At 71.6% G+C, this 23,837-nt stretch carries 18 protein-coding genes and 2 tRNA genes; 15 read left to right on the forward strand and 5 right to left on the reverse strand.

Features of this window, described 5'->3' with window-relative positions:
• Window positions 1-211: 211 nt before the first annotated feature.
• Entirely contained in the window at window positions 212-2,320 is a 2,109-nt protein-coding gene (locus tag HCC61_RS02145; RefSeq protein WP_169133474.1) for a hypothetical protein, read from the reverse strand.
• A gap of 563 nt (window positions 2,321-2,883) precedes the next feature.
• Here HCC61_RS02145 and proB point away from each other — a divergent pair.
• The 5 genes from proB (at window position 2,884) to HCC61_RS02175 (ending at window position 8,909) form a co-directional block, all read left to right on the forward strand.
• Window positions 2,884-4,035 carry a glutamate 5-kinase gene (gene proB, locus HCC61_RS02155; RefSeq protein ID WP_169133830.1) on the forward strand — a complete coding sequence of 384 codons (1,152 nt, stop codon included), beginning with the start codon at window positions 2,884-2,886 and terminating at the stop codon, window positions 4,033-4,035.
• 422 nt (window positions 4,036-4,457) lie between these two features.
• Window positions 4,458-4,868: a hypothetical protein gene (locus tag HCC61_RS02160; protein WP_240968420.1), complete on the forward strand. Its 411-nt coding sequence runs from the start codon at window positions 4,458-4,460 to the stop codon at window positions 4,866-4,868.
• 278 nt (window positions 4,869-5,146) lie between these two features.
• Window positions 5,147-6,406, forward strand: a complete 1,260-nt coding sequence (locus HCC61_RS02165) for a glutamate-5-semialdehyde dehydrogenase (protein WP_169133475.1) — start codon at window positions 5,147-5,149, stop codon at window positions 6,404-6,406.
• Window positions 6,407-6,665: 259 nt separating this feature from the next.
• Complete coding sequence (locus tag HCC61_RS30425) at window positions 6,666-7,475, forward strand: hypothetical protein (RefSeq protein WP_346777016.1); 810 nt, start codon at window positions 6,666-6,668, stop codon at window positions 7,473-7,475.
• A gap of 276 nt (window positions 7,476-7,751) precedes the next feature.
• Window positions 7,752-8,909 (forward strand): hypothetical protein, encoded by a 1,158-nt coding sequence (locus tag HCC61_RS02175; protein ID WP_169133476.1) that lies wholly within the window; start codon window positions 7,752-7,754, stop codon window positions 8,907-8,909.
• 132 nt (window positions 8,910-9,041) lie between these two features.
• Here the strand turns inward: HCC61_RS02175 and HCC61_RS02180 are convergent, their stop codons facing one another.
• Entirely contained in the window at window positions 9,042-10,196 is a 1,155-nt protein-coding gene (locus HCC61_RS02180; RefSeq protein WP_169133477.1) for a M48 family metallopeptidase, read from the reverse strand.
• 377 nt (window positions 10,197-10,573) lie between these two features.
• Here HCC61_RS02180 and HCC61_RS02185 point away from each other — a divergent pair, with 377 nt between their 5' ends.
• From HCC61_RS02185 to HCC61_RS02215, 8 genes are all read left to right on the forward strand, one after another.
• Window positions 10,574-10,738 carry a hypothetical protein gene (locus HCC61_RS02185; RefSeq protein WP_169133478.1) on the forward strand — a complete coding sequence of 55 codons (165 nt, stop codon included), beginning with the start codon at window positions 10,574-10,576 and terminating at the stop codon, window positions 10,736-10,738.
• A 176-nt stretch (window positions 10,739-10,914) separates the two neighbouring features.
• The gene (nadD, locus tag HCC61_RS02190; RefSeq protein ID WP_169133479.1) at window positions 10,915-11,541 is read left to right on the forward strand and encodes a nicotinate-nucleotide adenylyltransferase; all 627 of its coding nucleotides are present in this window, start codon (window positions 10,915-10,917) and stop codon (window positions 11,539-11,541) included.
• Window positions 11,538-13,286, forward strand: a complete 1,749-nt coding sequence (locus HCC61_RS02195; protein WP_169133480.1) for an LCP family protein — start codon at window positions 11,538-11,540, stop codon at window positions 13,284-13,286. The genes nadD and HCC61_RS02195 overlap by 4 nt, the downstream gene beginning before the upstream one ends.
• Before the next feature lie 135 nt (window positions 13,287-13,421).
• Window positions 13,422-13,895 carry a ribosome silencing factor gene (gene rsfS, locus HCC61_RS02200; RefSeq protein WP_169133481.1) on the forward strand — a complete coding sequence of 158 codons (474 nt, stop codon included), beginning with the start codon at window positions 13,422-13,424 and terminating at the stop codon, window positions 13,893-13,895.
• Window positions 13,892-14,566 carry a histidine phosphatase family protein gene (locus HCC61_RS02205; protein ID WP_346776980.1) on the forward strand — a complete coding sequence of 225 codons (675 nt, stop codon included), beginning with the start codon at window positions 13,892-13,894 and terminating at the stop codon, window positions 14,564-14,566. The genes rsfS and HCC61_RS02205 overlap by 4 nt, the downstream gene beginning before the upstream one ends.
• Window positions 14,567-14,799: 233 nt before the next feature.
• Window positions 14,800-14,872, forward strand: a tRNA-Ala gene (locus HCC61_RS02210).
• A 558-nt stretch (window positions 14,873-15,430) separates the two neighbouring features.
• Window positions 15,431-15,625 carry a hypothetical protein gene (locus tag HCC61_RS30430; RefSeq protein WP_240968350.1) on the forward strand — a complete coding sequence of 65 codons (195 nt, stop codon included), beginning with the start codon at window positions 15,431-15,433 and terminating at the stop codon, window positions 15,623-15,625.
• 6 nt (window positions 15,626-15,631) lie between these two features.
• Window positions 15,632-15,865 (forward strand): hypothetical protein, encoded by a 234-nt coding sequence (locus HCC61_RS02215; protein ID WP_045863337.1) that lies wholly within the window; start codon window positions 15,632-15,634, stop codon window positions 15,863-15,865.
• 19 nt (window positions 15,866-15,884) lie between these two features.
• Here HCC61_RS02215 and HCC61_RS02220 read toward each other — a convergent pair whose 3' ends face one another.
• Window positions 15,885-17,567 carry a glycosyltransferase 87 family protein gene (locus tag HCC61_RS02220; protein ID WP_169133482.1) on the reverse strand — a complete coding sequence of 561 codons (1,683 nt, stop codon included), beginning with the start codon at window positions 17,565-17,567 and terminating at the stop codon, window positions 15,885-15,887.
• Here HCC61_RS02220 and HCC61_RS02225 point away from each other — a divergent pair.
• Window positions 17,535-17,607, forward strand: a tRNA-Ala gene (locus HCC61_RS02225). The genes HCC61_RS02220 and HCC61_RS02225 overlap by 33 nt on opposite strands.
• 661 nt (window positions 17,608-18,268) lie before the next feature.
• The gene (leuS, locus tag HCC61_RS02230; protein WP_169133483.1) at window positions 18,269-21,145 is read left to right on the forward strand and encodes a leucine--tRNA ligase; all 2,877 of its coding nucleotides are present in this window, start codon (window positions 18,269-18,271) and stop codon (window positions 21,143-21,145) included.
• On the opposite strand, the gene HCC61_RS02235 is transcribed toward leuS, so the two are convergent.
• Both HCC61_RS02235 and HCC61_RS02240 read right to left on the reverse strand, forming a co-directional pair.
• Entirely contained in the window at window positions 21,123-22,325 is a 1,203-nt protein-coding gene (locus tag HCC61_RS02235; protein WP_206321939.1) for an ROK family protein, read from the reverse strand. The two genes, leuS and HCC61_RS02235, sit on opposite strands and share 23 nt — an antisense overlap.
• A complete protein-coding gene (locus HCC61_RS02240) occupies window positions 22,322-23,794 on the reverse strand; it encodes an APC family permease (protein ID WP_169133485.1) in 1,473 nt (490 codons plus the stop codon). The genes HCC61_RS02235 and HCC61_RS02240 overlap by 4 nt, the downstream gene beginning before the upstream one ends.
• Between the last annotated feature and the right edge of the window lie 43 nt (window positions 23,795-23,837).

Consider the following 23,837-nt stretch of genomic DNA (forward strand, 5'->3'; position numbering starts at 1 on the left):
ACGACGGCGGGCCCCCACGACGGACGCCCGTTCACGAAGTCCCGTACGGCGGAGGCCCGTTCAGGAAATCCCGCACGACGGAAGCCCGTTCACGAACGCTCCCGTACACGAGGCCCGTACGGCGAAGCCCCGTACGGCGAAGGTCCCGGAAGGCGCTGAGCCTTCCGGGACCTTCTCGTGAGCAGCCGTGCACGGCCGTACGGCCGGACCGTCAGGCCGTGACCTGGTCGGCGTCCTCCGGATCGGCCGACGTGCCGCCGTTCACCGGAGCCTCCAACTCGGCTTCCTCCGCCGCCTCCTGGGCCTCCGTCTCACGCTGGCCCGGGATCTCGTTCGTACGGCGCTCCACCCGCTCGTTACGGGCGACCGTGGCCTCGCACAGCGCGATGACGGCCTGGTTGAAGCGCGTCATCGACGGCGGTTCCGCCGGGCCGAGTAGGTGGACCTTCAGCTCCGCACGCGCCTCGGCGAGGGTGTCCTTCTCCGGGTCCCGCACGGTCTCCAGCAGCGCCGGGATCTCCTTCGCCTCGGGCGAGAGGATCGCCGCCGCCCGCACGGTCGGGAAGCCCGCCCGGAACTCGTCCGCGCTCAGGCCGCTGGTGTTGGCCACGGCGTAGGGCTTCTCGCTCGTCAGGTAGTCCGAGACGACGGACGAGACGTCGGAGATCAGCAGGTCGGACTGGTTGAAGCAGGTGTAGATCCCCGGCCGCGGACCGGTGATGATCTGGTGCTCCCACTCCGGGAACGAGGCCCAGTTGGCGGCCTCCCACTCGGCCGTCGCCGCCGCGACCCGCTCCGCGCGGTCCGCCTCCGGCGTGGACTGGAGCATCATCTTCTCCACCTCGTCCGCGCCACGGCGGAAGGCGGTGGTGGTCAGCTCGTCCAACTGCCGTGCGCAGCGCTCCAGTTCGGCCGCGGCCTCGGGGCCGGGACGCTCCCCGGAGCGCCTGGAGTTGGCCTCGGTGATCATCTCCTGGATGCGGGCGTTGGCGGCGCCCGCGCGCGGGTCGACGGATCCCGTCATCGGGTGCGGCTTGTACAGCAGCCGCACGCCCGGGTCCTCCAGCAGCGCGCGGACGATGTTCTCGCCGGCGAGGATGACCGAGGTGTTGCCCGGGTCGTTCGTCCAGCCCTCCCAGGTGGGGGCGTACAGCACGGTGGTGTACGCGCCCTTCGGCGGGCCCGAGGACGGCTCGATCGGGGAGAGCTGCGGGCGGCCCACCTCGACCACGTCGCGGTCGTCGACGCCGATGTCGGCGAGCTGGTAGCGCTCGCGGGCGGCGGGGCCCGCGACCCAGACCTCGTCGTAGGCCTTCGCGTACGGGTTGCAGGAGGAGAGCTTGTCGCTCTCCCCGTGGTTGATGAAGGAGTGCTTGACGGTGGGGATGCGCAGCACCTGCGAGGTCTTGCCGGAGTTCGCCGGGTGCAGCATCACCTTCAGCGTCGAGTGCTCCAGGTGCATCAGGTGCGCGACCTTCGGGATGCAGATGATCGGGACGTCGGTGGCGTCGATCTTCTGCACCATGAAGCGCTCGCGCAGCACGATGATGGGGTTGCCGTCGAGCTCGGCGAGCGTGGAGAGCCACATGTTCGCCTGGTACGCGGAGGTCGTGCCGCCCGAGAAGTACATGCCCACCGTCGGCTTGTACTTGGCGAGCCAGCGGTCCAGCCACTCCAGCGTCTGCTGCTCGTTCGCGTGGCGCTTCTTCGGCAGCATCCAGGTGCCCAGGTAGACGGCGCCGCCCAGGGACAGCGCGACGCTCAGGCCGAGGCCGACGATGCCCCAGACCTCGTCATCGAGGCCCGCGGTCAGCATCAGGCCGACCGTGCCGGGGATCGAGAAGCGCAGCAGACGGCGGCTTGGCTGCCGGGCCAGCAGACGCGGCGGCGAGATGGTTAGCCGCAGGTCGGACGCGTCGATGTTGCGCGTGAGGATCGGCAGCGTACGGCTGCGGCGCACGAACTGGGCGACGCCCTGGCAGAGGAAGTGCGCGGCGTACGCGACGAGCAGCAGAAGCGTCAGGGGGCGCTCGATGTCCGGCGGCACGTCGGGGATGCGGACCAGGCCGATGACGATCAGCATGTCGCGCAGCAGCTGGCGTGTGGTGACGTCGAAGCGGACCTTGCCGAGCAGGGCGAGCAGACCGGGCTGCCTGTGCGTGAGATAGATGTCGAGCGAGATCCCCGCCAATGAGGCGACGATGAAGACGGGCACGTTCGGCAGCAGCGCGCCCGCGAGCTGCGCGGCGTAGAAGACCGTCAGCGCGAGCAGCGCCGTCAGCTGGACGGCGCGTCGGGGGGAGAGACCGGCAGAGGGCACGGGACTGGACTCCTGGCAGGAGATCGAGGGTCGGGCTGGAAACCGGCCGGTGGGGGTGGCGGCCGTGGTCGACCACTGACCGTATGCCGGGCACAGGGCCGGTGACAATCTGCGTCGGGGTGTCCTGAGGTGATACGCGGACAAAGGTCATTATCCCCCCCCGTCCACTGGTCGGAACGGACGAGCGGCGTGGAAGGGCACTCCCGTAGATTGCGGAGCGGGCCCGCGCGATGGGGCGGAGCGGCAGGCCGAAAACGTACGGGACGCCCGTGACGCAAGGGAATCCGGCGGACTCACGGATGCCGGTCCCAGGGGAGCTTCCAGGAAGACGGGAGGCTCCGGGACCTGCCGGACGTACCCGAAGCGAACGGGAACGAGAACGGGAACGAGAACGGGAACGGGAAAGCACAGGCGTGACAGAAGGAACAGACGGGCGGCGGGACGTGAGCGGCGGCACGGCGGCAGGACCGGGTCCCGGCCCGGGTCCGGGTCCGGGTCCGGGTCCGGCGGAGCCGTGGGAGCCCGGCACGGACGCCGGACGTGAGGAGCGGGTGCGGGCCGACGTGGCGGACGCCCGGCGCATCGTCGTCAAGGTCGGCTCCTCCTCCCTCACCACGGCCGCGGGCGGTCTCGACGCGGACCGTGTCGACGCCCTCGTCGACGTACTGGCCAAGCACGCCGCGGCGGACGGCGGCGGCCCGAGGGGCCGGAGCGGCTCGGGAGGCGGCGCACCGCAGCGGGAGATCGTGCTGGTCTCCTCCGGCGCCATCGCCGCCGGCCTCGCACCGCTGGGTCTGCCGAAGCGGCCCCGCGACCTCGCGCGCCAGCAGGCCGCCGCGAGCGTCGGACAGGGGCTGCTGGTCGCCCGCTACACCGCGTCGTTCGCGCGCTACGGGCGCCGAGTCGGCCAGGTGCTGCTCACCTCCGACGACACCAGCCGCCGCGCGCACTACCGCAACGCGTACCGCACCCTGGAGCAGCTGCTCGCGATGGGCGCCGTGCCCGTCGTCAACGAGAACGACACCGTCGCCACGGAGGAGATCCGCTTCGGCGACAACGACCGTCTCGCCGCGCTCGTCGCCCATCTCGTACGGGCGGACCTGCTGGTGCTGCTCTCCGACGTCGACGGCCTCTACGACGGCGATCCCGCGTCCCCCGGCACCTCCCGGATCACCGAGGTCACGAGTCCCCGCGATCTGGACGGCGTGGAGATCGGCAGTGCGGGCAGCGCGGGCGTCGGCAGCGGCGGCATGGTGACCAAGGTGGAGGCCGCGCGCATCGCCGCGGCGGCGGGAGTCCCGGTGGTGCTGGCCTCGGCCACGCACGCGGCGGACGCGCTCGCGGGCCGCCGCACCGGCACGTACTTCCACCGCACGGGCCGCCGCGCCGCCGGCCGGCTGCTGTGGCTGGCGCACGCGTCGACGCCGCGGGGTGCGCTGACGCTGGACGACGGCGCAGTACGGGCCGTGGTGCAGCGGCGGATGTCGCTGCTGGCGGCCGGAATCGCGGGCGTCGAGGGCGAGTTCGCGGCCGGCGACCCCGTCGAGCTGCGCGACGAGCGGGGCGTCGCAGTGGCCCGCGGCCTGGTCAATTTCGACGCCAAGGAGATCCCGCAGCTGCTGGGCCGCTCCACGCCGGAGCTGGCGCGCGAACTGGGGCCCGCGTACGAGCGGGAGATCGTGCACCGGGACGACCTGGTGCTTCTCGACTCCTGAGCGTGCGCTCGGCAGTCGGCGGCGACTCCGCCCGGCGGTGCGGCAACAGGACCGGAACATGGGCCGGAACGGGGCCGGAACATGGGCCGGAACGAGGGCCGGAGAAGGGGAACGGAAAGCGGGCCCCCAACTCACGGGTAGCCGCCCGCAAACGGGGCACGCGCACCCCTACGGCAGCGCTCGGGTGCGGACGCACGCCCTCGGTCCGCACCCCGCGTGAATGGTTCGTGCAGAGGACGGGGGAGTGGTGTCCGAACCGTCATCGCCTCGCGGAAAAGACAAGCCTTTCCGCGGAGACCTTCCGGAAAACGGCCACGCGGCCGGTCCCGGGCTGGTCAACTTTGTACAGGGGGTCGTGCGGCAGGCCGACGGCGCCCGGACTCTGAGCATCTCACCGGACGAGGAGGCCAACCGTGAGACGGCTGGTCAGCGTTGACACCGAGCAGCGGGCCGAATCACGTACGGGCGGCGCGGATGCGGACAGGCGCGACCACGCCCGGCTGTGGCACATCACGCTGAGCGTCGCCGGCAAGGAGGCCCCCCTCAAGGAGGTGCGGCGGGCCCTGGAGCAGCTCGCCTACGACCACCCCTTTCTGCTGAACAGCCGGTACGCGAACGATCACGCCGAGATCCGCTACTGGGAAGAGGCCCGAGACCTGCACGACGCCGCCGCCGTCGCCCTGCGGCTGTGGGGCGAGCACCGTACGTCGGCGAAGCTGCCTCCGTGGGAGATCGTCGGCCTGGAGGTCATCGGCCGCGCGACGTATCAGCAGCGGGTGGCCGAGGGGTACGGCCCGCCGCCCGCAGCGTCGATGGGCGTCCACCCCTTCTGACCGAGGTCTCCGGGCCCTTCTGACCGAGGCGCCCCTTGGCCGGGGCCCTCTCCGGCCGGGTCCGGTTCCCGTCCGGGTCGAGTTCGGTCCCGCAGCCCGCCCCTCCCGCCGGGGCATCCCTCCGGCCCCGCCCGGCTCTCGTCCAGGGCCGCGCTCCCGCCTGCGCCTCGCCCCCGGCCGGGCCCCGCTCTCGTCCGGGGCCCGCTCTCGTCCGGGGCCCGTCCCGCACCCTGGGACGGCACGCCGTCCGTGACCCGCCCGTCGTTAAGCTCGGGACCATGAGCGCACCGCAGAATTCGCCCGTCACCGAGACCGCCCGCCGCGCCAAGGAGGCCGCCGCCGAGCTCGCCCCGCTGCCGCGCACGGTCCGCGACGCGGCCCTGCTCGCGGTCGCCGACGCGCTCACCGCCCGCACCGACGAGATCGTCGCCGCCAACGCGGCCGACGTGGACAAGGCCCGCGCCGCCGGCACCCCGGACGCCATCGTGGACCGGCTCACGCTCACCCCCGAGCGCATCGCGGCCATCGCCTCCGACGTGCGCGACGTCGTGGCCCTCCCCGACCCCGTCGGCGAGGTCCTGCGCGGCTCGACGCTGCCCAACGGGCTCGAACTGCGCCAGATCCGCGTGCCCCTCGGGGTCGTCGGCATCATCTACGAGGCACGCCCCAACGTCACCGTCGACGCCGCCGCGCTGTGCCTGAAGTCCGGCAACGCCGTGCTGCTGCGCGGCTCCTCGTCCGCGTACGCCTCCAACGGCGCGCTCGTCGAGGTGCTGCGCGACGCCGTCGCGGGCGCCGGAGTGCCCGCCGACGCCGTGCAGCTCGTGCCCGGCGAGAGCCGCGACAGCGTCCGCGAACTCATGCGCGCACGCGGCCTGGTGGACGTGCTGATCCCGCGCGGCGGCGCCTCGCTGATCCGCTCCGTGGTCGAGGAGTCCACCGTCCCCGTCATCGAGACCGGCGTGGGCAACTGCCACGTGTACGTCGACGAGGCCGCCGACATCGACACGGCCCTCGCCGTCCTCGTCAACTCCAAGGCGCAGCGCCCCAGCGTCTGCAACGCCGCCGAGACCGTGCTCGTACACGAAGGAGTGGCGGGGGAGTTCCTGCCGCGCGCGGTGGCGGCCCTCGCCGAGGCAGGCGTGACGGTGCACGGCGACGAGGCGTGGCAGAAGGCGGGCCCGGAGGTCGTTCCGGCGACGGAGGAGGACTGGGGCACCGAGTACCTCTCGTACGACATCGCCGCGGCCGTCGTGCCGTCACTGGACGCCGCGGTACGGCACATCCGCGAGTGGACCTCGGGCCACACGGAGGCGATCGTCACCCGCGACACCGCCGCGGCCCGCCGGTTCACCGCGCTCGTCGACTCGACGGCCGTGATGGTCAACGCGTCGACGCGCTTCACCGACGGCGGCCAGTTCGGATTCGGAGCGGAGATCGGCATCTCCACGCAGAAGCTGCACGCGCGCGGCCCGATGGGCCTGCCGGAGCTCACGTCGACGAAGTACGTGGTGACCGGGGACGGCCACACGCGCTGAGCGGCGGCGGACACGGGACCGCCCACGGCGGTCCGCCGGGACCGGGCCCCCGCACCTCGTGGGGACAGGCAAGGGCACAAGTGCGCCCCGGCGGCCTGCGGTTATTGCTCTTGTGATGGAATCCCGCTTCTCCCTGCCCTTATTGACCGCAAAGGTCTACGCTGACAGCGTGCCGGACGACGTGGGGGGCCTGCCGTTCCCGGACGGTGACGAGCCCGAGTACCACTACGGGGCCGCGGACGAGGAGTTCGCCGCCCTGGTGCTCGACGAGGACTTCGTACGGTCAGCACCCGTGCACGAGCCCACCGCCGTGGAACGCATATTGGCGGCCGCCCAGTCGCATCCCGAGAGCGAGACCGCCCGCGGCTTCGAGGACGGCTACGGCTACGGGCCGGGCGCGGACGGCGAGTTCGGCTTCGGCGACGACCCCGGCGGCCACGAGGGCCACGAGGGCCCGGAACGCCTGGACGGCCTGGCCGGGCCGGAGGAAGCGGACGACGAGGACGACGACGAAGGCCGGTTCGACCGCTCCGACTACACCGAGTACCTGGAGCCGGGCGACGGCGAGGAGTACGACCACTACGAGTCCCACGGGCCGGGCCGGTATGAGCCGTACGGCCCGTACGATCACAACTCCTTCGGGGACACCGGGCGTTGGACCGCGTACCAGTACGGCCGCTTCGCCCCCTTCGACCAGTACGACCAGTACGGGCAGTACATCCGCTTCGGTCCCGGGCGCCGCTACGACCCCCGTTTCGACCTCGGCGAGGAGCACGGCTCCGACTTCCGCAGGCCGCGCCCCGCACACGCCAGGCACGGCGCCTCCACGCACCGCCGCCCCTACCGCGGTCACGCCCGCTGGCAGCGGCCCGTGGCGTGGCTGCTCGCCCTGGTGATGGGCATCGGCATGGTCGCCCTCGCGCTCGGCGCCGTGTACCGCGGTACGTCGCAGCAGCGCCAGGACCCCACACCGCCGCCCGCGACGACGGGCGTCGACTCCTCGGGCAAGGGGCACGAGGGAGCACAGCAGCGGCTGCCGGGCATCCCGGTGCAGCCGGGCACCGGCTGACCGCCCGCCCCCCCGGACCGCTGGACGGTCCGTACGCCGGAAGATCGCGGTCCGTACGCCGGAAGACCGCTGGAGCCGCCCGTTCCGCCCCGTTCGCGGTCACGTTCACGCTGCTCACGAAGGCGGGCGCGGCCCTCGCGCGAAGCGCCGAATGCGGCCCGTACGGTCACGGTCTCTTCACGTCACGGCGACGAGTCGTTCACGAACACGCGAATCGGTCGGTTTACCCCCGCACCGAAGCGTTTACGGACGGCCGGGCGGACCTACTCTGTTGGTATGGCCGGGCGAGGCAATCCCCCAGAGGGAACACCCGACGACGCCTCCGGGGGCGACGACGAGTATCGCGACGACTATCGATCCGTCGTCTTCGACGAGTCCTTCATCAAGGCTGCCCGGCTACAGGAGTTCTCCGCGCGCGAGCGCATGGAGGACGAGGGTCACGCAGCCGTGCGCAACCGCTCCTACCCGCTCGCCGGGGACGCCGCCGACGCCGAGCTGAACACGCCCTACGGACGGGAGTCCATCACCGCCTCGCGCCAGGGCATCGTCCTGGTGCTGCTGATCGTCCTCGCCTTCGGCACGGCGATCTACATGGGCATCCGCAACCCGTACCAGGCACCGGCCGACCCGCCTCCCGAACCGATGCGCAACGCCCTGCTGCCGCTCGCCCCCCGCGACGAGGTGCCCGGCGGCACCCCCGACGACCTCTACAAGCACAGCCCTGCCGCCCATTTCCGTGCCGGGGCCGACGGCGTGACGCTGCCGCCCGCGCGGCGCACTCGGCACTTCTCCGAGAGCCAGGTGCTGTCCGCGCTGACGGCCGCCAAGGAGTACGTCGTCACCAGCTCGCTCGACCCGTCCGTGCTCAGCGGCAACGCCGTCCGCGACGTGCGGATAATGCTCGACCCGGCGCAGCAGGAGCAGTTCGACCAGAGCACCGACCATCCGCGCAACGACGGCCGGCACTCCGCGACCGGCTGGATGGTCCGCTTCGACCCGTCGAAGACGACGCTCGCCGACTCCCGGATCCGCGTCAACGGCGCGATGACGGTGCAGGAATCGGGAGCGGACGCGCTGGAGGTCGTCGCCGACCACGCCTTCGTGTACGCGGTGCGGGCCACCGAGGAGGGCGACGGCAAGCAGGCCGAGGCGAAGTCCTCCCTGTTCACCGTGCGGCGCGAAGTGCGCTTCCAGATCGACCGCGAGGACCTCCGGCGGCAGCAACTGAGGGTGCAGCAGGTGTCGATGCGGGCCGGGCCGCTGCCCTGCTCCGCCGACATGTCGGACGCGCTGGAGCCGCTGCTCGCCGGTGAGAAGGCCAAGGACGACAGCGCGGCGGGCACCGACCCGTACGCGCGCGGACGGTCGTCGGCCTCCCTGTGCGGTGTGCTCTCCAGCAGCTCACAGCCGAGCCCGGCGGCGAAGGACAGCTAGCGCTCCGGTCCGGTCGGTCCGTCCGGCGGGTGCCGGAGCGGGCGGCCGGTACGCGGGTACGTACTCCCTCGTGCCGGGCTCGTGCGGGCGGATGTGCGGCGTGCCGTGGTCGCCGCCTGGGCGGCGCCGCTCTCAGGCCGAACTGCCGCTCCCCGTGCTGCCGTTGCCGTTTGCGCCGCCGCCGCCGCTGTCGCCGGAACCGGAGCCGGAGCCGGAGCCGGAGCCGGAACCGGAGCCCGATCCGGGCCCGTCGCCGCCGGCGTTCCTTCCGGTGAAGGTGTCGCGCAGCTTGCCGCCCAGGTCGCCCGCGCCGCCGGCGATGTCGCGTACGAGACCCATCAGCGGGTCCTTGCTGTTCTTGAACGACTCGGTGTAGTGGCCCGCCGACTGCTTGAACGACTCGGAGACCGAGGTCTGCTTGTCGTCCTCACGCTTGTCGTAGTGGCCGTCCATGATGCGCTGGTAGTCGCGGCTCTCGGCCCACTTCTTCAGCTCCGCGGCGCGCACCGCTGTGAAGGGGTGGCTCCGTGGCAGCACGTTCATGATCTTCAGTACGGAGTCCCGGATGTCGCCGCCCGACTCGTACTCCTCGGCCTGCGCGAGGAAGGAGTCGACGTTCATCTCGTGCAGGTGGTTGCCGCCCGCGAGCTTCATCAGAGCGCGCAGCGAGGCGTTCAGGTCCTGCCCGACGAGCAGCCCCGCACGGTCAGCCGACAGCTCCGACTTGCGGAACCACTCGCGCAGCGCCGTCACTATCGCCATGATCGCGACGTTCCCGAGCGGGATCCAGGCGACCTTGAGGGCGAGGTTGGTCAGGAACAGCAGGATCGTGCGGTAGACGGCGTGGCCCGAGAGGGCGTGGCCCACCTCGTGGCCGATGACCGCGCGCATCTCCTCCTCGTCGAGCAGCTCGACGAGGCCGGTGGTGAGGACGATGACGGGAGCGTCGAGGCCGATGCACATGGCGTTCGGCTTCGGGTCCTGACTCACGTACATCGGCGGGACCTTCTCCAGGTCCAGTATGTAACAGGCGTCCCGCAGCATCGAGTTGAGGTGCGCGAACTGCTCGTCGTTGACGCGTACCGAGTTGGCGAGGAAGAGCAGCCGGAGGCTGCGCTCCGTCACCAGTCCGCTCAGTGCCTTGAAGACCGAGTCGAAACCGCTGAGTTTGCGCAACGCGACGAGCGCCGAGCGGTCCGAGGGATGTTCGTAGGTCCGGGAGGAGATCCCCGGGAAGCGGCGCCGGTTGCGGCCGGGCAGCCGCTCGGTGCCTGCGTTGTCGCTCATCGCGTTCCCCCTGTCGCTTTCATCACCGTTCACGGTGGGTCGAGTTCAGCCTAGGCGCTCGGAACCGGATGCCCGGGGCGAACGCGTCCGGTAGGGACCCGGACGTGGGGAGGAGACGTCACAGGGGCCCCGGAGGGTTGCGTTACTGAGGAGAACGCCGGAGAACGACGGAGAACGCCGCAGAACGCCGGTGAACCAAGCGGAATCGGGGGGATCCGGGGAGGATCGGGAGGAGGAAGTGCGAAGCCGGGACGACGAGTCGGGGCCAACGAGGCCGGCGCAAGCGAGAGGTGGCGTGAGCGCGCGGAAGGGCCCCGCTTACGATGTCCAGCACACGACGTACTGTCCGGCCCACACGTGGATAGGTCCTGCCGACGATGATGCTTCCCAGCGCCGCACACCACGCCTTCGCCACCCTGGCCTCCGAGGGCAGCGAGCACTCCGAGCACGACCCGGTGCTCCCCTTCATCACCGGCGGCGGTGCCCTGCTGGCCCTGCTCCTGCTGCTGTGGATCACCACCCGCTTCAACCGGGACCGCTGACCCCGGAGCACGCCGGGCACGAGCGGGAGCACGCCGGGCGCGGGCGCCGCGTCGTCGCCGTAAGCGGTGCTCCGCGGGCACGCCCGCCGGGGCGTCCGCCCGTGCCGTCCGGCGGGTCCTCCGCGTCGTACAGGCGGAGCAGCGGAGCGAGGGCCGAGGGGATAAGGTCGGCGGGCATGGGAGAGGACATAGTGCCCGGCACCGGCAAGCGGCGGCTGGGAGTGATGGGCGGGACGTTCGACCCGGTCCACCACGGGCACCTCGTCGCCGCGAGCGAGGTGGCCACGCGTTTCCACCTCGACGAGGTGGTCTTCGTGCCCACCGGGCAGCCGTGGCAGAAGACCCACCAGCAGGTCTCGCCCGCCGAGGACCGCTATCTGATGACGGTCATCGCCACGGCCTCCAACCCGCAGTTCTCCGTCAGCCGCATCGACATCGACCGCGGCGGCCGTACGTACACCATCGACACCCTGCGTGATCTGCGGGCCGCCAACCCGGACACCGACCTCTTCTTCATCACCGGTGCCGACGCCCTCGCCCAGATCCTCGGCTGGCGCGACGCCGACGAACTCTTCTCCCTCGCCCACTTCATCGGCGCCACCCGCCCCGGTCACACCCTGACCGACCCGGGCCTGCCGGACGGCGGGGTCTCGCTCGTGGAGGTGCCGGCGCTGGCCATCTCCTCCACGGACTGCCGCGCACGGGTGCGCAGGGGCGACCCCGTCTGGTATCTGGTGCCGGACGGTGTGGTGCGCTACATCAACAAGCGGGGGCTGTACGGGGAGGAGGCGCCCCAGTCATGAACGAGCGCTACGGCTACGACCCGTACGGACAGGGGCAGGGCGCCCAGCCCGAGCAGCAGCCCCGGTTCCTCGGCTACGACGAGTACGGGCAGCCCGTGTACGGCTACGAGGACGGCGGACCGCAAGGGACGCGGCAGCAGCCCGGACAGCAGCCAGGGCAGCAGACACCGCAGCCGCCCCAGCAGCCGCCCCAGCAGCCGCCCCAGTCACAGCAGTCCGAGCCGCAGGGGTACGGATACGACGCCTCCGGCGGCTACGGGAACTCCGGCCGCTACGAGACCTACGACGGCTACGGCACGTACGGGCAGCAGGCCCCGCAGGCACAGCAGGCCCCCGCTCCGGCACAGCAGCCCCAGCAGCACCAGGGCCAGCACCAGTCCCAGCAGCAGTGGATCCCCCAGCAGGACGCGCAGCAGCAGCCGTCCGCCCCCGGTGCCCGCGCGGGAGTCCCGGGCGGGCCCGGCCAGGGCGGCGCCGCCGGTCAGGGCGGCGACGGATACCACACGGAGGAGTTCTCCTTCGTGGAGGAGAACACCGACGACTCCGAAGACGTCATCGACTGGCTCAAGTTCAGCGAGAGCCGCACCGAGCGCCGCGAGGAGGCCAAGCGCCGCGGCCGCAACCGCGTGGTCACCCTCGTCGTGGCCCTCGTCATGATCGCCGCGGGCGGTCTCGGATACCTCTGGTACGCGGGCAAGCTGCCCGGCCTCGGCGAGGGCAAGGGCGGTGCTGCCACGGCGGCGGGCCAGCAGCGCGACGTGATCGTCGTACATCTGCGCTCACTTGACGGCGGCGGCAGCTCCACGGCCCTGCTCGTCGACAACGCCGACGCCAAGCGCGGCAACACCGTGCTGCTCCCCAACTCCCTTGCCGTCTCAGGCGAGAACGGCACCACGACCACCCTCGCCAAGGCCGTCGAGGACGAGGGCACGGCCGCCACCAGGGACGCCCTCGGCACGCTGCTGGGCGCCGACATCAAGGGCAGCTGGCGCCTGGACACCCCGTACCTGGAGAACCTCGTCGAGCTGGTGGGCGGCGTCAAGGTCGACGCGAACGCCACCGTGCCCGGCGAGAAGAAGGGCGACAAGCCGCTCGTAGAGCGCGGCAAGGCCCAGGTCCTGGACGGGCGCGCGGCCGTCGCCTACGCCACGTACCGCGGCAGGGGCGAGCCGCAGACCCGCCAGCTGGAGCGCTTCGGCGAGGTCATGCACCAGACGCTGCGGAAGCTCTCCAGCGACTCCAAGTCGGCGACCAAGACCGTCGAGACCCTCGGCCAGATCCCGGACCCGTCGCTGCCCGAGCCGGAGCTGGGAGCCTCGCTGGCGAAGCTGGCGAGCCAGGCCAAGGACGGCTCGTACCGGACGCAGGTGCTGCCGGTCAGGGCCAACGGCACGCTCAGCCCGAGCACGAGCGACGGCCTGGTGAAGCAGGTGCTGGGCGGCACGGTCAAGAACACCGACCCGGACGCGGCGCCCAGGGTGAAGATCGTCAACGCCAGCGGCGACCGCGGCAGCGACGACTCCGCCTCCGCCGACCTCGTCAACAGCGGCTACACCGTGGTCAAGGGCGGCGCCGGCAGCAAGGCGCAGGCCCGCTCCCAGGTGACGTACGCCGACGGCAAGTACAAGGCCAAGGCGGACGAAGTGGCCAAGACGCTCGGACTGCCGGGCAGCGCGGTCAGCAAGGGCAAGGGCGCGGCGAACGCCGATGTGACGGTCGTGCTGGGCAGGGACTACAAGGAGTGAGAGCCCGCGGGCAGGCGTGAGATCCTGGTCCCTGACACGCATACGTACATACGACCGGCGTACCCGGCGGCCCGGCACGGCTGTCAGGTGCGGCCGTCGGATGTGACCTCCGCCTCCGATTCGAAAGCCTTGCCTGTGACCGTCACGGACCGTTCCACCGAGCTGATCGAGGCCGCCGCCCAGGCCGCGGCGGACAAGCTCGCGCACGACATCGTCGCCTACGACGTCAGCGACGTCCTCGCCATCACCGACGCCTTCCTGCTGGCCTCCGCGCCCAACGACCGGCAGGTCAAAGCCATCGTCGACGAGATCGAGGAGCGGCTGCTGAAGGAGCAGGGCGTCAAGCCCGCCCGCCGCGAGGGCGAGCGGGACGGGCGCTGGGTGCTGCTCGACTTCGTCGACATCGTGGTGCACGTGCAGCACAGCGAGGAGCGGGTCTTCTACGCGCTGGAACGGCTCTGGAAGGACTGCCCCGAGCTCGACCTGCCCGAGGACGCCAAGGCCACCCGCGGCAAGGACCGCGAGCACGCCGCGCGTGAGGCGGCGTCCGGCGGCCAGGACGGCGACCCGTCCGGCGGTCCGTACGGCGGAAGCGACGGTCCCCGGTGACGGCGCAGCCCGCCGTGACTCCCGCACCGCCCGTCCGCCGCGACCGCAGGATCGTTCTGTGGCGGCACGGCCAGACCGCCTGGAATCTAGAGCGCCGCTTCCAGGGCTCCACCGACATCGAGCTGACCCCCGCGGGACTGGAGCAGGCACGCCGCGCCGCCCGCCTCCTGGCGGCACTCCGGCCGGACGCGATCCTCGCCTCCGACCTGCGGCGCACGGCCGCCACAGCCGCCGAACTGGCCTCGATCACCGGCCTCGACGTCACGCACGACGAAGCGCTGCGCGAGACGTACGCCGGTGCGTGGCAGGGCCTGACGCACGAGGAGATCGTCGAGCGCTACGGCGACGAGTACGCGGCGTGGAAGCGCGGCGAGCCCGTACGGCGGGGCGGCGGCGAGCTGGAGACCGAGGTCGCCGACCGCGCCGCCCCCCTGGTCGAGCGGAACGTGGAGAAGCTCCCACCGGGCGGCACGCTGGTCGTCGTGAGCCACGGCGGCACGATCCGTACGACCATCGGGCGCCTGCTGGGGCTCGTTCCCCATACGTGGGAGGCGCTGGGCGGGCTCTCCAACTGCTGCTGGTCCGTGCTGGGCGAGGGGGCACGGGGCTGGCGGCTGCTGGAGCACAACGCGGGCACGCTGCCGCAGCCGGTGCTCGGCGACGACGACTGACGACTGAGGACTGACGACTGACGGCGGCCGGGCGGCAGTTGGCGGCTGACGACGACTGACGGCCGTCGGTGGCCGGCCGTGGCCGGGCAGGCAGCCCGCGGGCGTGACCCTGTGCGGGGCCTGACCTCCGCTCCCGCTGATTTCCCATCCGGCCTGGTCACCGGTTAGGCTTCCTCCCGTTCACGAGGCGGACCGCGGAGCGCGGAGCGTACGCCGGAATCCGTGAACTGCCCGGGGCTATAGCTCAGTTGGTAGAGCGCTTGCATGGCATGCAAGAGGTCAGGAGTTCGATTCTCCTTAGCTCCACGAGTGCGAGGGCGACATGTGTCCGCGGAAGGCGCGGAGCGGGTCGCTCTCGTTGCTTTTGCGCGGCTTCGCCGCGCGGGGCGGGGGCTCCGCCACCCGCACCCCCGGCGGGGGCTTCGCCCCCGGCACCCCCTTTGGGCGGGGGGCTTCGCCCCCTGCCGTCCCCCTCGGGGTTCGCGTCGTTTCTGGCTTTCCCTGGCGTGACTTCGCCCCTTGCGTCCCCTTTGAGGGTGCGCGTCGTTTCTGGCTTTCTTCGAGCCGGGGCGTCACCGCGGTCGTCCGCGTGGGGAGTTCGGGTTGATTTCGGCTTCATCGGGCGGAAGTTCGGGTTCTGCGCGGCCTGTTGGGCCGGGCGTCGTTTCCGGGGGCGGGCCCGAGGGGGATAAACCTCTGAGACGTCCGGAACCGGAATCCTCCTGGCCCCGTCGATTCTGTGAGGCTGGCGCCTCCTGACGCGGTCCGCACCCCTGACGCCGACCGGGCCTCCTGTGCAATGGGAGAACGTGGCAGAATCGTGATGGCCGGTAGGGGGGAGGGCCGAGGGGAGGGACGTGTGCGATGTCGGCAGTGCTCCTCGCCGAGGCCGGTCGGCAGCCGGTCCGCTTGCGCACGGGTCCCGCCGCCGGTCGAACAGCGGTATCGACAAGGACGTTGCTGTGTCCGGCATGCGGTTCATCGGACGTTGCCCAGATGCTCGGCGACAATGGAGGAGTTTCCTACGTGTGCACGACCTGCGGCCACAGCTGGGGCTGATGACTGATGGGTGCACACAGCCGGAAGTGCGACTGGTGCGGCAGTGGTACGCCCATCGTCCGCGACATGGAGCCGGTCAACCCCGAGTTCCAGTACTGGTGCGAGGACTGCGCGCGGGCGCTGATCATAAAGGGCGACCCGATCGAGACCTACCGCGAACTCGACGGCGAGCCCATCTACGGACGTCTCCTCGACGAGCACTGCACCCTGAAGCGCTTCTACTCCTTCGCGACGGCCTGACGGCACCGGCCTGTCAACTTCAACTCGCCCCTGCCTGCGGCCGGTCGGCCGCGCAGTCCGCCCCGTCCGCCCCGTCTGCTTCGTACGGTGACCGCCCGCGCAGCGCCCGTAGCGACACCACCGCGGCCAGCGCCAGGAAGGCCAGGCCGCCAGCCGGATAGAGCGCCGAGAGCGCCATCTGGCCGCCCGACTGGTGGAGTTCGGGCTTCACCGGTCCCGTGACGCCGTGCGGGACCAGCCACACCGCGTACGAGCAGAAGAGCAGCGCCGCCGCACCCGCCGACACCGCCCAGAACAGGGCACGTTCACGGGTCAGGGCCTCCGCGCAGAGCAGCAGCACAAGCGGTACGCACCACACCCAGTGATGCGACCACGAGACGGGGCTCACCAGCAGGGCCGTCACCGCGCACACCATGGCCGCCCACGCGGGGGCGTACGGCAGCCGGCGGCGGTCGGCCGAGGCCGCCGCGACGGCGACCGCCAGACCCGCCAGCGCCACGAGCACGGCGAGCACGAGCCACGGGCCGCCCGGATCGCCGGTGTGCAGCAGCCGCGCCACGACACCGCGCAGCGACTGGTTGTCGGTGATCTCCGCATGTCCCACGCGCTCCGAACGGAACAGCACGTGGAACCAGAAGCGGCGCGAGTCGTACGGCAGCACCAGTGCGCCCAGCAGCGCCGTACCCGTGAACGTGCCCGCGGCGACGGCGAATCGGCGCAGTTCGGGATTGCGCACGCCCTCACCGTCGGTATCGCTCGTGCCGCGCCGCCGCCGTACGGCCCGTACCGTGCCGTGCAGGGCGAGGAAGACCGCGAACAGCGCCGGCGTGAGCTTGATGCCCGCCGCGACACCGATGCCCGCCCCCGAGAAGCGGTGCCCAGGGCGGCGCGAGAGGTCCCACAGCACGAGCACGGTCATCAGCAGATTGATCTGCCCGTACCGGAGCGTCGTCCACAGCGGCTCGCACCACACGGCGGCCGATGAGATCAGCAGCGTGGCCGCGGGGCGCGGAAGGGACGGCCGGTGCGGGCCGTTGGCGAGGCGGGAGAGGAGCGAGGAACGGGAGGAACGGAAGGGACGGGGTCGGTCACCGATCAGCCGCAGGGAGAGATGGACGACCGCCACGAGCAGCACGAGGTTCCCCGCGGTCCCCAGGGTCCGCATGTCCGCGACGTCCAGCAGCGTCAACGGCATGAACAGCAGTGCCGCGAAAGGCGGATACGTGGTCGGCAGATCCGCGTAGGTGGCGCGCATCGCGTAGAGATCGCCGCCGGTGCGTACGGTCCAGCCCTCCGCCCGGTAGACCATGAGGTCGATCATCGAGACGCCCGTCGCCCGCTGTGCAGTCCAGAACGCGGCGAACGAGAGCAGGCAGACACCCGAGGCGATCAGCACCGGCCGCTCCAGCGCACGTGCTGCCAGCGCGCTGCGGCCGCGGATCCCGCTCTGTCGGGACCGGCTCTGTGCGGACTGCGGCAAGGCGCTCACGGCGGTGCGTGCTCCGGGAGTCGGGGGCTTCGGGGACGGCGGGCGTCGACAGTACCCGCCGGGCCGCCGGCCGTGCCCGGGGCTCGTGAGGCGGCGGGAAACCGATTTGGCGGAACGTGGCAGCGGCCGTGTAAGGTTGGCGACGCCGCTGCGGGGCCCGACCCCGGGCGGATCGATTTCGGGGCTATAGCTCAGTTGGTAGAGCGCTTGCATGGCATGCAAGAGGTCAGGAGTTCGATTCTCCTTAGCTCCACGAGTGCGAGGGCGACATGTGTCCGCGGAAGGCGCGGACCGGGTCGCTCTCGTTGTTTTTGCGCGGCTTCGCCGCGCGGGGCGGGGGCTCCGCCACCCGCACCCCCGGCGGGGGCTTCGCCCCCGGCACCCCCCTTTGGGCGGGGGCTTCGCCCCCTGCCGTTCCCCTCGGGGTTCGCGTCGATTGTGGCTTTCCCCCGGCTGCCCCTCGGGGTGCGCGCCGTTTTCCGCTTTCCCCTGCGGGGGCTTCGCCCCCTGCGCCCCGGTGGGTCGGCGTTGAGGGTGGCTTTCCCTGGGCTCCCTTGCCGTGCCGTTGCCGGTTGTGCGGTGCGGGGAGCGGCTTCCGAGGCGGGCTCGTCGGAGTGAGCTGGGTCACGTGAGGTGGGTGTCGCGGGGGCGCCGGGGTGGGGCAACTCGCCTGCTGTCGTAGGGAGTTGGCAGCCGGGCCGAGGTGCGGGCGGGCTGCGGGGGATCGCGGGTGAAGGCCCGTCGCCCTTGCGGTACCCTGACCGCATGCGTGCCGTACGCCTTCTGCTTAGCCGGCCGCGCTGATCAGTCCCGGTCCCCGGTGAGACGGACCGGAATCGGCGCGGCGTCCCCTCCTGTGCGAGGGGATTTTTCATTTGTGCTCGGCAGAGACGACCGATGGAGCTTTGAGGACGATGACCGAGACCACGACTGCCGCGGAGAGCGCGGCCCCCCATCGCTACACGGCGGCACTGGCCGCCGACATCGAGGCGCGCTGGCAGGACTTCTGGGACAAGCAGGGCACGTACGAGGCGCCGAACCCCGGCGACGGCGATCTGTCCGGCGACCCGGCGACGGTGGCCAGGCCCAAGAAGTTCATCATGGACATGTTTCCGTACCCTTCGGGCGCGGGCCTGCACGTGGGCCATCCGCTGGGGTACATCGCCACCGACGTCTTCGCCCGCTTCCAGCGGATGACCGGGCACAACGTGCTGCACACGCTGGGCTTCGACGCCTTCGGCCTGCCCGCCGAGCAGTACGCCGTGCAGACCGGCACGCACCCTCGGGCCTCCACCGAGGCCAACATCGTCCAGATGAAGGCTCAGCTGCGCCGCCTGGGCCTGGGCCACGACCAGCGCCGCGGTTTCGCGACGATCGACCCCGACTACTACAAGTGGACCCAGTGGATCTTCCTCCAGATCTTCAACTCCTGGTACGACGACGAGGCCGGGAGGGCTCGTCCGATCGACGAGCTGGTGGGGCAGTTCGAGTCGGGCGGGCGTGAGACGCCGGACGGCTTCGCGCGCTGGGACGAGCTGAACGCCGTGCAGCGGGCCGAGGTCCTGGGCGAGTACCGGCTGGCCTACGCCTCCGACGCCCCCGTCAACTGGTGCCCCGGTCTGGGCACCGTACTGGCGAACGAGGAGGTCACGGCGGAGGGCCGCTCCGAGCGCGGCAACTACCCGGTGTTCAAGGCGGAGTTGCGCCAGTGGAACATGCGCATCACCGCCTACGCGGACCGGCTGCTGTCCGACCTGGAGGGCCTGGACTGGCCCGAGGCCATCAAGTTGCAGCAGCGCAACTGGATCGGCCGTAGCGAAGGCGCCCGCATCGACTTCCCGCTGGGCGACGGCAGGATCGAGGTCTTCACCACCCGCCAGGACACCCTGTTCGGGGCGACGTACATGGTGCTGGCTCCCGAACACCCCCTGGTGGACAGCGTCGTGCCCGTCCAGTGGCCCGAGGGCACCCACGAGGTGTGGACGGGCGGTCACGCCGACCCCGCCGCGGCCGTCGCCGCGTACAGGGCGCAGGCAGCGGCCAAGTCGGACGTCGAGCGGCAGGCCGAGGCCAAGGACAAGACCGGCGTCTTCACGGGCGCCTACGCCACGAACCCCGTCAGCGGCGAGCGCGTCCCCGTCTTCGTCGCCGACTATGTGCTGATGGGGTACGGCACGGGCGCGATCATGGCCGTCCCGGCCCACGACCACCGGGACTTCGCCTTCGCGCGCGCCTTCGAGCTGCCGGTGCGCTGCGTGGTGGAGCCGACGGACGGGCGCGGCACGGACACGGCCGAGTGGGACGAGGCGTTCGTCTCGTACGACGCGAAGATCGTCAACTCCGCGTCGGACGGCGTCAGTCTGGACGGCCTGGGCGTGACCGAGGCCAAGGCGCGGATGACCGAGTGGCTGGAGAGCGAGGGCATCGGCGAGGGCACGGTCAACTACCGCCTGCGCGACTGGCTGTTCAGCCGCCAGCGCTACTGGGGCGAGCCGTTCCCGATCCTGTACGACGAGGACGGCGTGGCGCACTCGCTGCCCGAGTCGATGCTGCCGCTGCAACTGCCCGAGGTGGACGACTACTCGCCGCGCGTCTTCGAGCCGGACGACGCCCAGACCGTCCCCGAGACCCCGCTGTCGCGCAACGAGGAGTGGGTGAACGTCACCCTGGACCTGGGCGACGGCAAGGGCCCGCGGCGCTTCCGCCGGGAGACCAACACCATGCCGAACTGGGCGGGTTCGTGCTGGTACGAGCTGCGCTACCTGGACCCGCACAACCGTGAGCGGCTGGTCGACCCCGACGTCGAGCGCTACTGGATGGGCCCCCGCGAGGGCATCCCGCACGGCGGTGTCGACCTGTACGTGGGCGGCGCCGAACACGCGGTGCTGCACCTGCTGTACGCGCGCTTCTGGTCGAAGGTGCTCTACGACCTGGGGCACGTCTCGTCGGCCGAGCCGTTCCACAGGCTGTACAACCAGGGCATGATCCAGGCGTACGTCTACCGCGACAGCCGGGGCATCGCCGTGCCGGCCGCCGAGGTCGAGGAGGCCGACGGCGCGTACTTCCACAAGGGCGAGCGGGTCGGCCGGCTGCTGGGCAAGATGGGCAAGTCCCTGAAGAACGCGGTCACTCCGGACGAGATCTGCGCCGAGTACGGCGCGGACACGCTGCGTCTGTACGAGATGGCGATGGGGCCGCTGGACGTCTCCAGGCCGTGGGACACGCGTGCAGTCGTCGGGCAGTACCGGCTGTTGCAGCGGCTGTGGCGCAACGTCGTCGACGAGACGACCGGCGAGGTCACCGTCGTCGACGCCGAGCCCGACGAGGAGACGCTGCGGGCGCTGCACAAGGCGATCGACGGCGTCGGCCAGGACCTGGCGGCGCTGCGCTTCAACACCGCCATCGCGAAGATCACCGAGCTGAACAACCACGTCACCAAGGTGCGTGAGGTGCCGCGTTCGGTCGCCGAGCGGCTGGTGCTGCTGATCGCGCCGCTGGCTCCGCACATCGCCGAGGAGCTGTGGCGGCGGCTGGGCCACGAGGAGAGCGTCGTCTACGAGGACTTCCCCGTGGCCGACCCCGCGTACCTGGTCGACGAGACGGTGACGTGCGTGGTGCAGGTCAAGGGCAAGGTCAAGGCACGGCTGGAGGTCTCGCCGTCCATCTCGGAGGCCGATCTGGAGGCGCAGGCGCTGGCCGAGCCCGCGATCGTGGGGGCGCTGGGCGGTGCCGGCATCCGGAAGGTGATCGTGCGGGCGCCCAAGCTGGTCAACGTCGTTCCGGCCCAGTGAACCGGTCCCTGGCGGAGCGGTCCCGCCCCGCGTCGGCGCCCGCGGCGTCCAGCGCGAGGACGGCCGCTCCGTGCAGGGGCGCCTCGTAGGGGAAGTGCGCGCGGCGCACCTGCGGGGGGAAGGGGACCGTGCTGTTCAGCACCTCCGCCAGCCGCGGGAGGATGCGGTGACGGGCGCGGAGCAGGCCGCCGCCGACCACGACGCGGTCGGGGTCGAGGGCGACGGCGAGATTGGCGGTGTGCATCGCGAGGGTGTCTACGGCCTCGTCCACGAGCCGCCCCAACTCCGGCTTGAGCACGGCCGCTTCGAACACCTGGGCAGTGTCGGCCCGGCGGCCCAGCAGCCGGGAGCCGCGCTCGGCGAGTGCGCGTCCCGATACGAACTCCTCAAGCGGCGCCCGTTCAGGCGTAGTTGACGCATCGGCGCCGGTGCCGGGGCCGGAGGTGCCGCCGCCGGGGGCCGGGATGTCGTTCCGGTCCAGCAGCTGGTAGCCGATCTCGCCGGCGGCGCCGTGCGCGCCGTCCAGCACCCGCCCGTCGAGGACGACCGACGCCGCCAGTCCGGTGCCGAGGTTCAGGAAGATCCCGCAGCGCGCACCGGCCAGGCCGCCCCAACGGGCCTCGGCCAGCGCCGCCGCCTTCACGTCGTTGCCGACGGCCACCGGTACGGGCGGCCCGCCGCGGCGCCCGCCCGCACGCGCACCCGCGAACCCCTCCCGGACGGTGGCGGCCAGCGCCAGGGTCTCGCCGCCGGGGAGGTTGGGTGCCAGCATGAGCCGCTCGTCCCGGACGATGCCCACGCACACGGCGCCCACCGCGAGCAGCGGCTCACGCAGCTCCTCCTCCGTCTCCGCGGCCAGTTCACGGCCCCGCAGCACCGCGCGCCGCACGACGTGCGCCGCGCCGTCGGAGGCCCGGGTGGCGGTGGTGGCGCGGTGCAGCAGCGTGCCGTCCGGTGCCACGGTCGCCAGGTCCGTCTTCGTACCGCCGATGTCGATGGCGAGCACGAAGCCGGAGCCGGAGCCGGAGCCTGAGCCTGAGCCGGAGCCGGCAGGGGCCCTCCCGGTTCCGCCTGCGTCTTCGCGGACGGATCCGTACCCGGGCCCGTGCTCGCGGCCGTACTCCTGCCCGTGCTCGTGGCCGCCGCCGTTCCCGCCGTTCTCTCCGCCCCCGTCGCTCAAGAAGAGACCTTTCCCGGCTCCGGTTCGCCTTCCTCCCCGGCCCGCTGCGCGTCCAGGTACTGCTCCCGTATCTCCTTGTCGCCGAAGGGCCATGTCCGTTCCTTGCGGGCCCACAGCGCGAAGGCGAGCATCCCGAGGGCGAGCCAGGCCAGCGACCATTCGATGGGGTGCCTGCCGGGAGCGTTGTGGTCCGAGGCGCCGTACATGAAGGTCCAGCCCGCGAAGGCGAGGATGCTCGGCAGCGGATAGAGCCACATCCGGTACGGCCGGCGCAGCTGCGGCTGCCGCCGTCGCAGCACCGTCAGGGCGACGATCTGCGACAGCGTCTGCACCAGCACCATCACGGTGGTGAGCAGCTGGATCAGGGTCTGAAGGTCCGTATGGCGGCCGATGAGGAAGCCCGCGGTCGTGATGACGCCCATGGTGATCAGCCCGAGCACCGGGAAGCGGTGGCGCGGGTGGAGGGTGGCGTACCTGCGGTAGAAGACCCCGTCACGTGCGGCGTCGTACGGCACCCGCGAGCCGGCCAGCAGCCCCGCGAAGACCGAGGCGAAGGCGGTGATCAGGATCAGCACGGTGGCGACGTCCGCGACGCCCCGGCCCCAGGCGCTCTCCAGCACCGCGGAGGCCACGGACGTGGAGGCGACCGAGTCCGGGTCGGTCATCCGGTGCCAGTCGATCGCGCCCACGGACCCGATCTGGAGCAGCAGGTAGATGCACAGGACGCCGAGCACGGAGTAGATGATCGCCCGGGGCATGATCCGTCCCGGGTCCTTGATCTCGCTGCCGAGATACGCGGCGGTGTTGTAGCCGAGGTAGTCGTAGACGCCGATCGCGAGGCCGCCCGCGAAGCCGGCCCAGAAGCCGCCGTCGAGGACGTCGAAGGCGCCCTTCGGGTAGTCGAAGGCCAGGCTCGGGTCGAAGTTGGTGTAGGCCGCGGCCAGCACCAGCACCACCGCGAGCAGCATGACGCCCCACATGACGGTGGTCAGCTTCGCTATCGACTCGATGCGGCGCCACAGCAGCAGCATGACCAGGGCGACGACTCCGACGCCGACCAGGTCGCCGGCGGTCTGGCCCATCGAGGGCCACAAGTAGCCCAGGTACTGGACGAGTCCGATCACGCCCGTCGACATGATCAGCGGTATGAAGAGGATCGCCGTCCACACGAAGAGGAACGGCATCAGCTTGCCGGTCCGGTACTGGAAGGCCTCGCGCACGTACACGTACGTACCGCCCGCGCCGGGCATCGCGGCGCCCAACTCGGCCCAGACCAGCCCGTCCAGGAGTGCCAGCAGCGCGCCCGCCACGAAGCCGACGACCGCCTGCGGCCCGCCGAAGGCGCCGACCATCAGCGGAATCGTGATGAAGGGGCCCACGCCGACCATCTGGCTCATGTTCAGGGCGGTGGCCTGGAACAGGCCGACGCGGCGTACCAGCCCGCCGCTGACGCTTCCGGTGTCGGTCATGGGACCTCTCCTCGCTGTCGCTGCGCTTCGCTCGGGTCCTCAG

It is taken from the genome of Streptomyces sp. HNM0575, assembly GCF_012726265.1.
Taxonomy (GTDB): domain Bacteria; phylum Actinomycetota; class Actinomycetes; order Streptomycetales; family Streptomycetaceae; genus Streptomyces.

Coding starts and splice junctions, on each gene's coding strand:
- HCC61_RS02165 (WP_169133475.1), top strand. CDS start 5,147: ATGAGCGCACCGCAGAATTCGCCCGTCACCGAGACCGCCCGCCGCGCC.
- HCC61_RS02175 (WP_169133476.1), top strand. CDS start 7,752: ATGGCCGGGCGAGGCAATCCCCCAGAGGGAACACCCGACGACGCCTCC.
- HCC61_RS02180 (WP_169133477.1), bottom strand. CDS start 10,196: ATGAGCGACAACGCAGGCACCGAGCGGCTGCCCGGCCGCAACCGGCGC.
- HCC61_RS02185 (WP_169133478.1), top strand. CDS start 10,574: ATGATGCTTCCCAGCGCCGCACACCACGCCTTCGCCACCCTGGCCTCC.
- nadD (WP_169133479.1), top strand. CDS start 10,915: ATGGGAGAGGACATAGTGCCCGGCACCGGCAAGCGGCGGCTGGGAGTG.
- HCC61_RS02195 (WP_169133480.1), top strand. CDS start 11,538: ATGAACGAGCGCTACGGCTACGACCCGTACGGACAGGGGCAGGGCGCC.
- HCC61_RS30430 (WP_240968350.1), top strand. CDS start 15,431: ATGTCGGCAGTGCTCCTCGCCGAGGCCGGTCGGCAGCCGGTCCGCTTG.
- HCC61_RS02215 (WP_045863337.1), top strand. CDS start 15,632: ATGGGTGCACACAGCCGGAAGTGCGACTGGTGCGGCAGTGGTACGCCC.
- HCC61_RS02220 (WP_169133482.1), bottom strand. CDS start 17,567: ATGCAAGCGCTCTACCAACTGAGCTATAGCCCCGAAATCGATCCGCCC.
- leuS (WP_169133483.1), top strand. CDS start 18,269: ATGACCGAGACCACGACTGCCGCGGAGAGCGCGGCCCCCCATCGCTAC.
- HCC61_RS02240 (WP_169133485.1), bottom strand. CDS start 23,794: ATGACCGACACCGGAAGCGTCAGCGGCGGGCTGGTACGCCGCGTCGGC.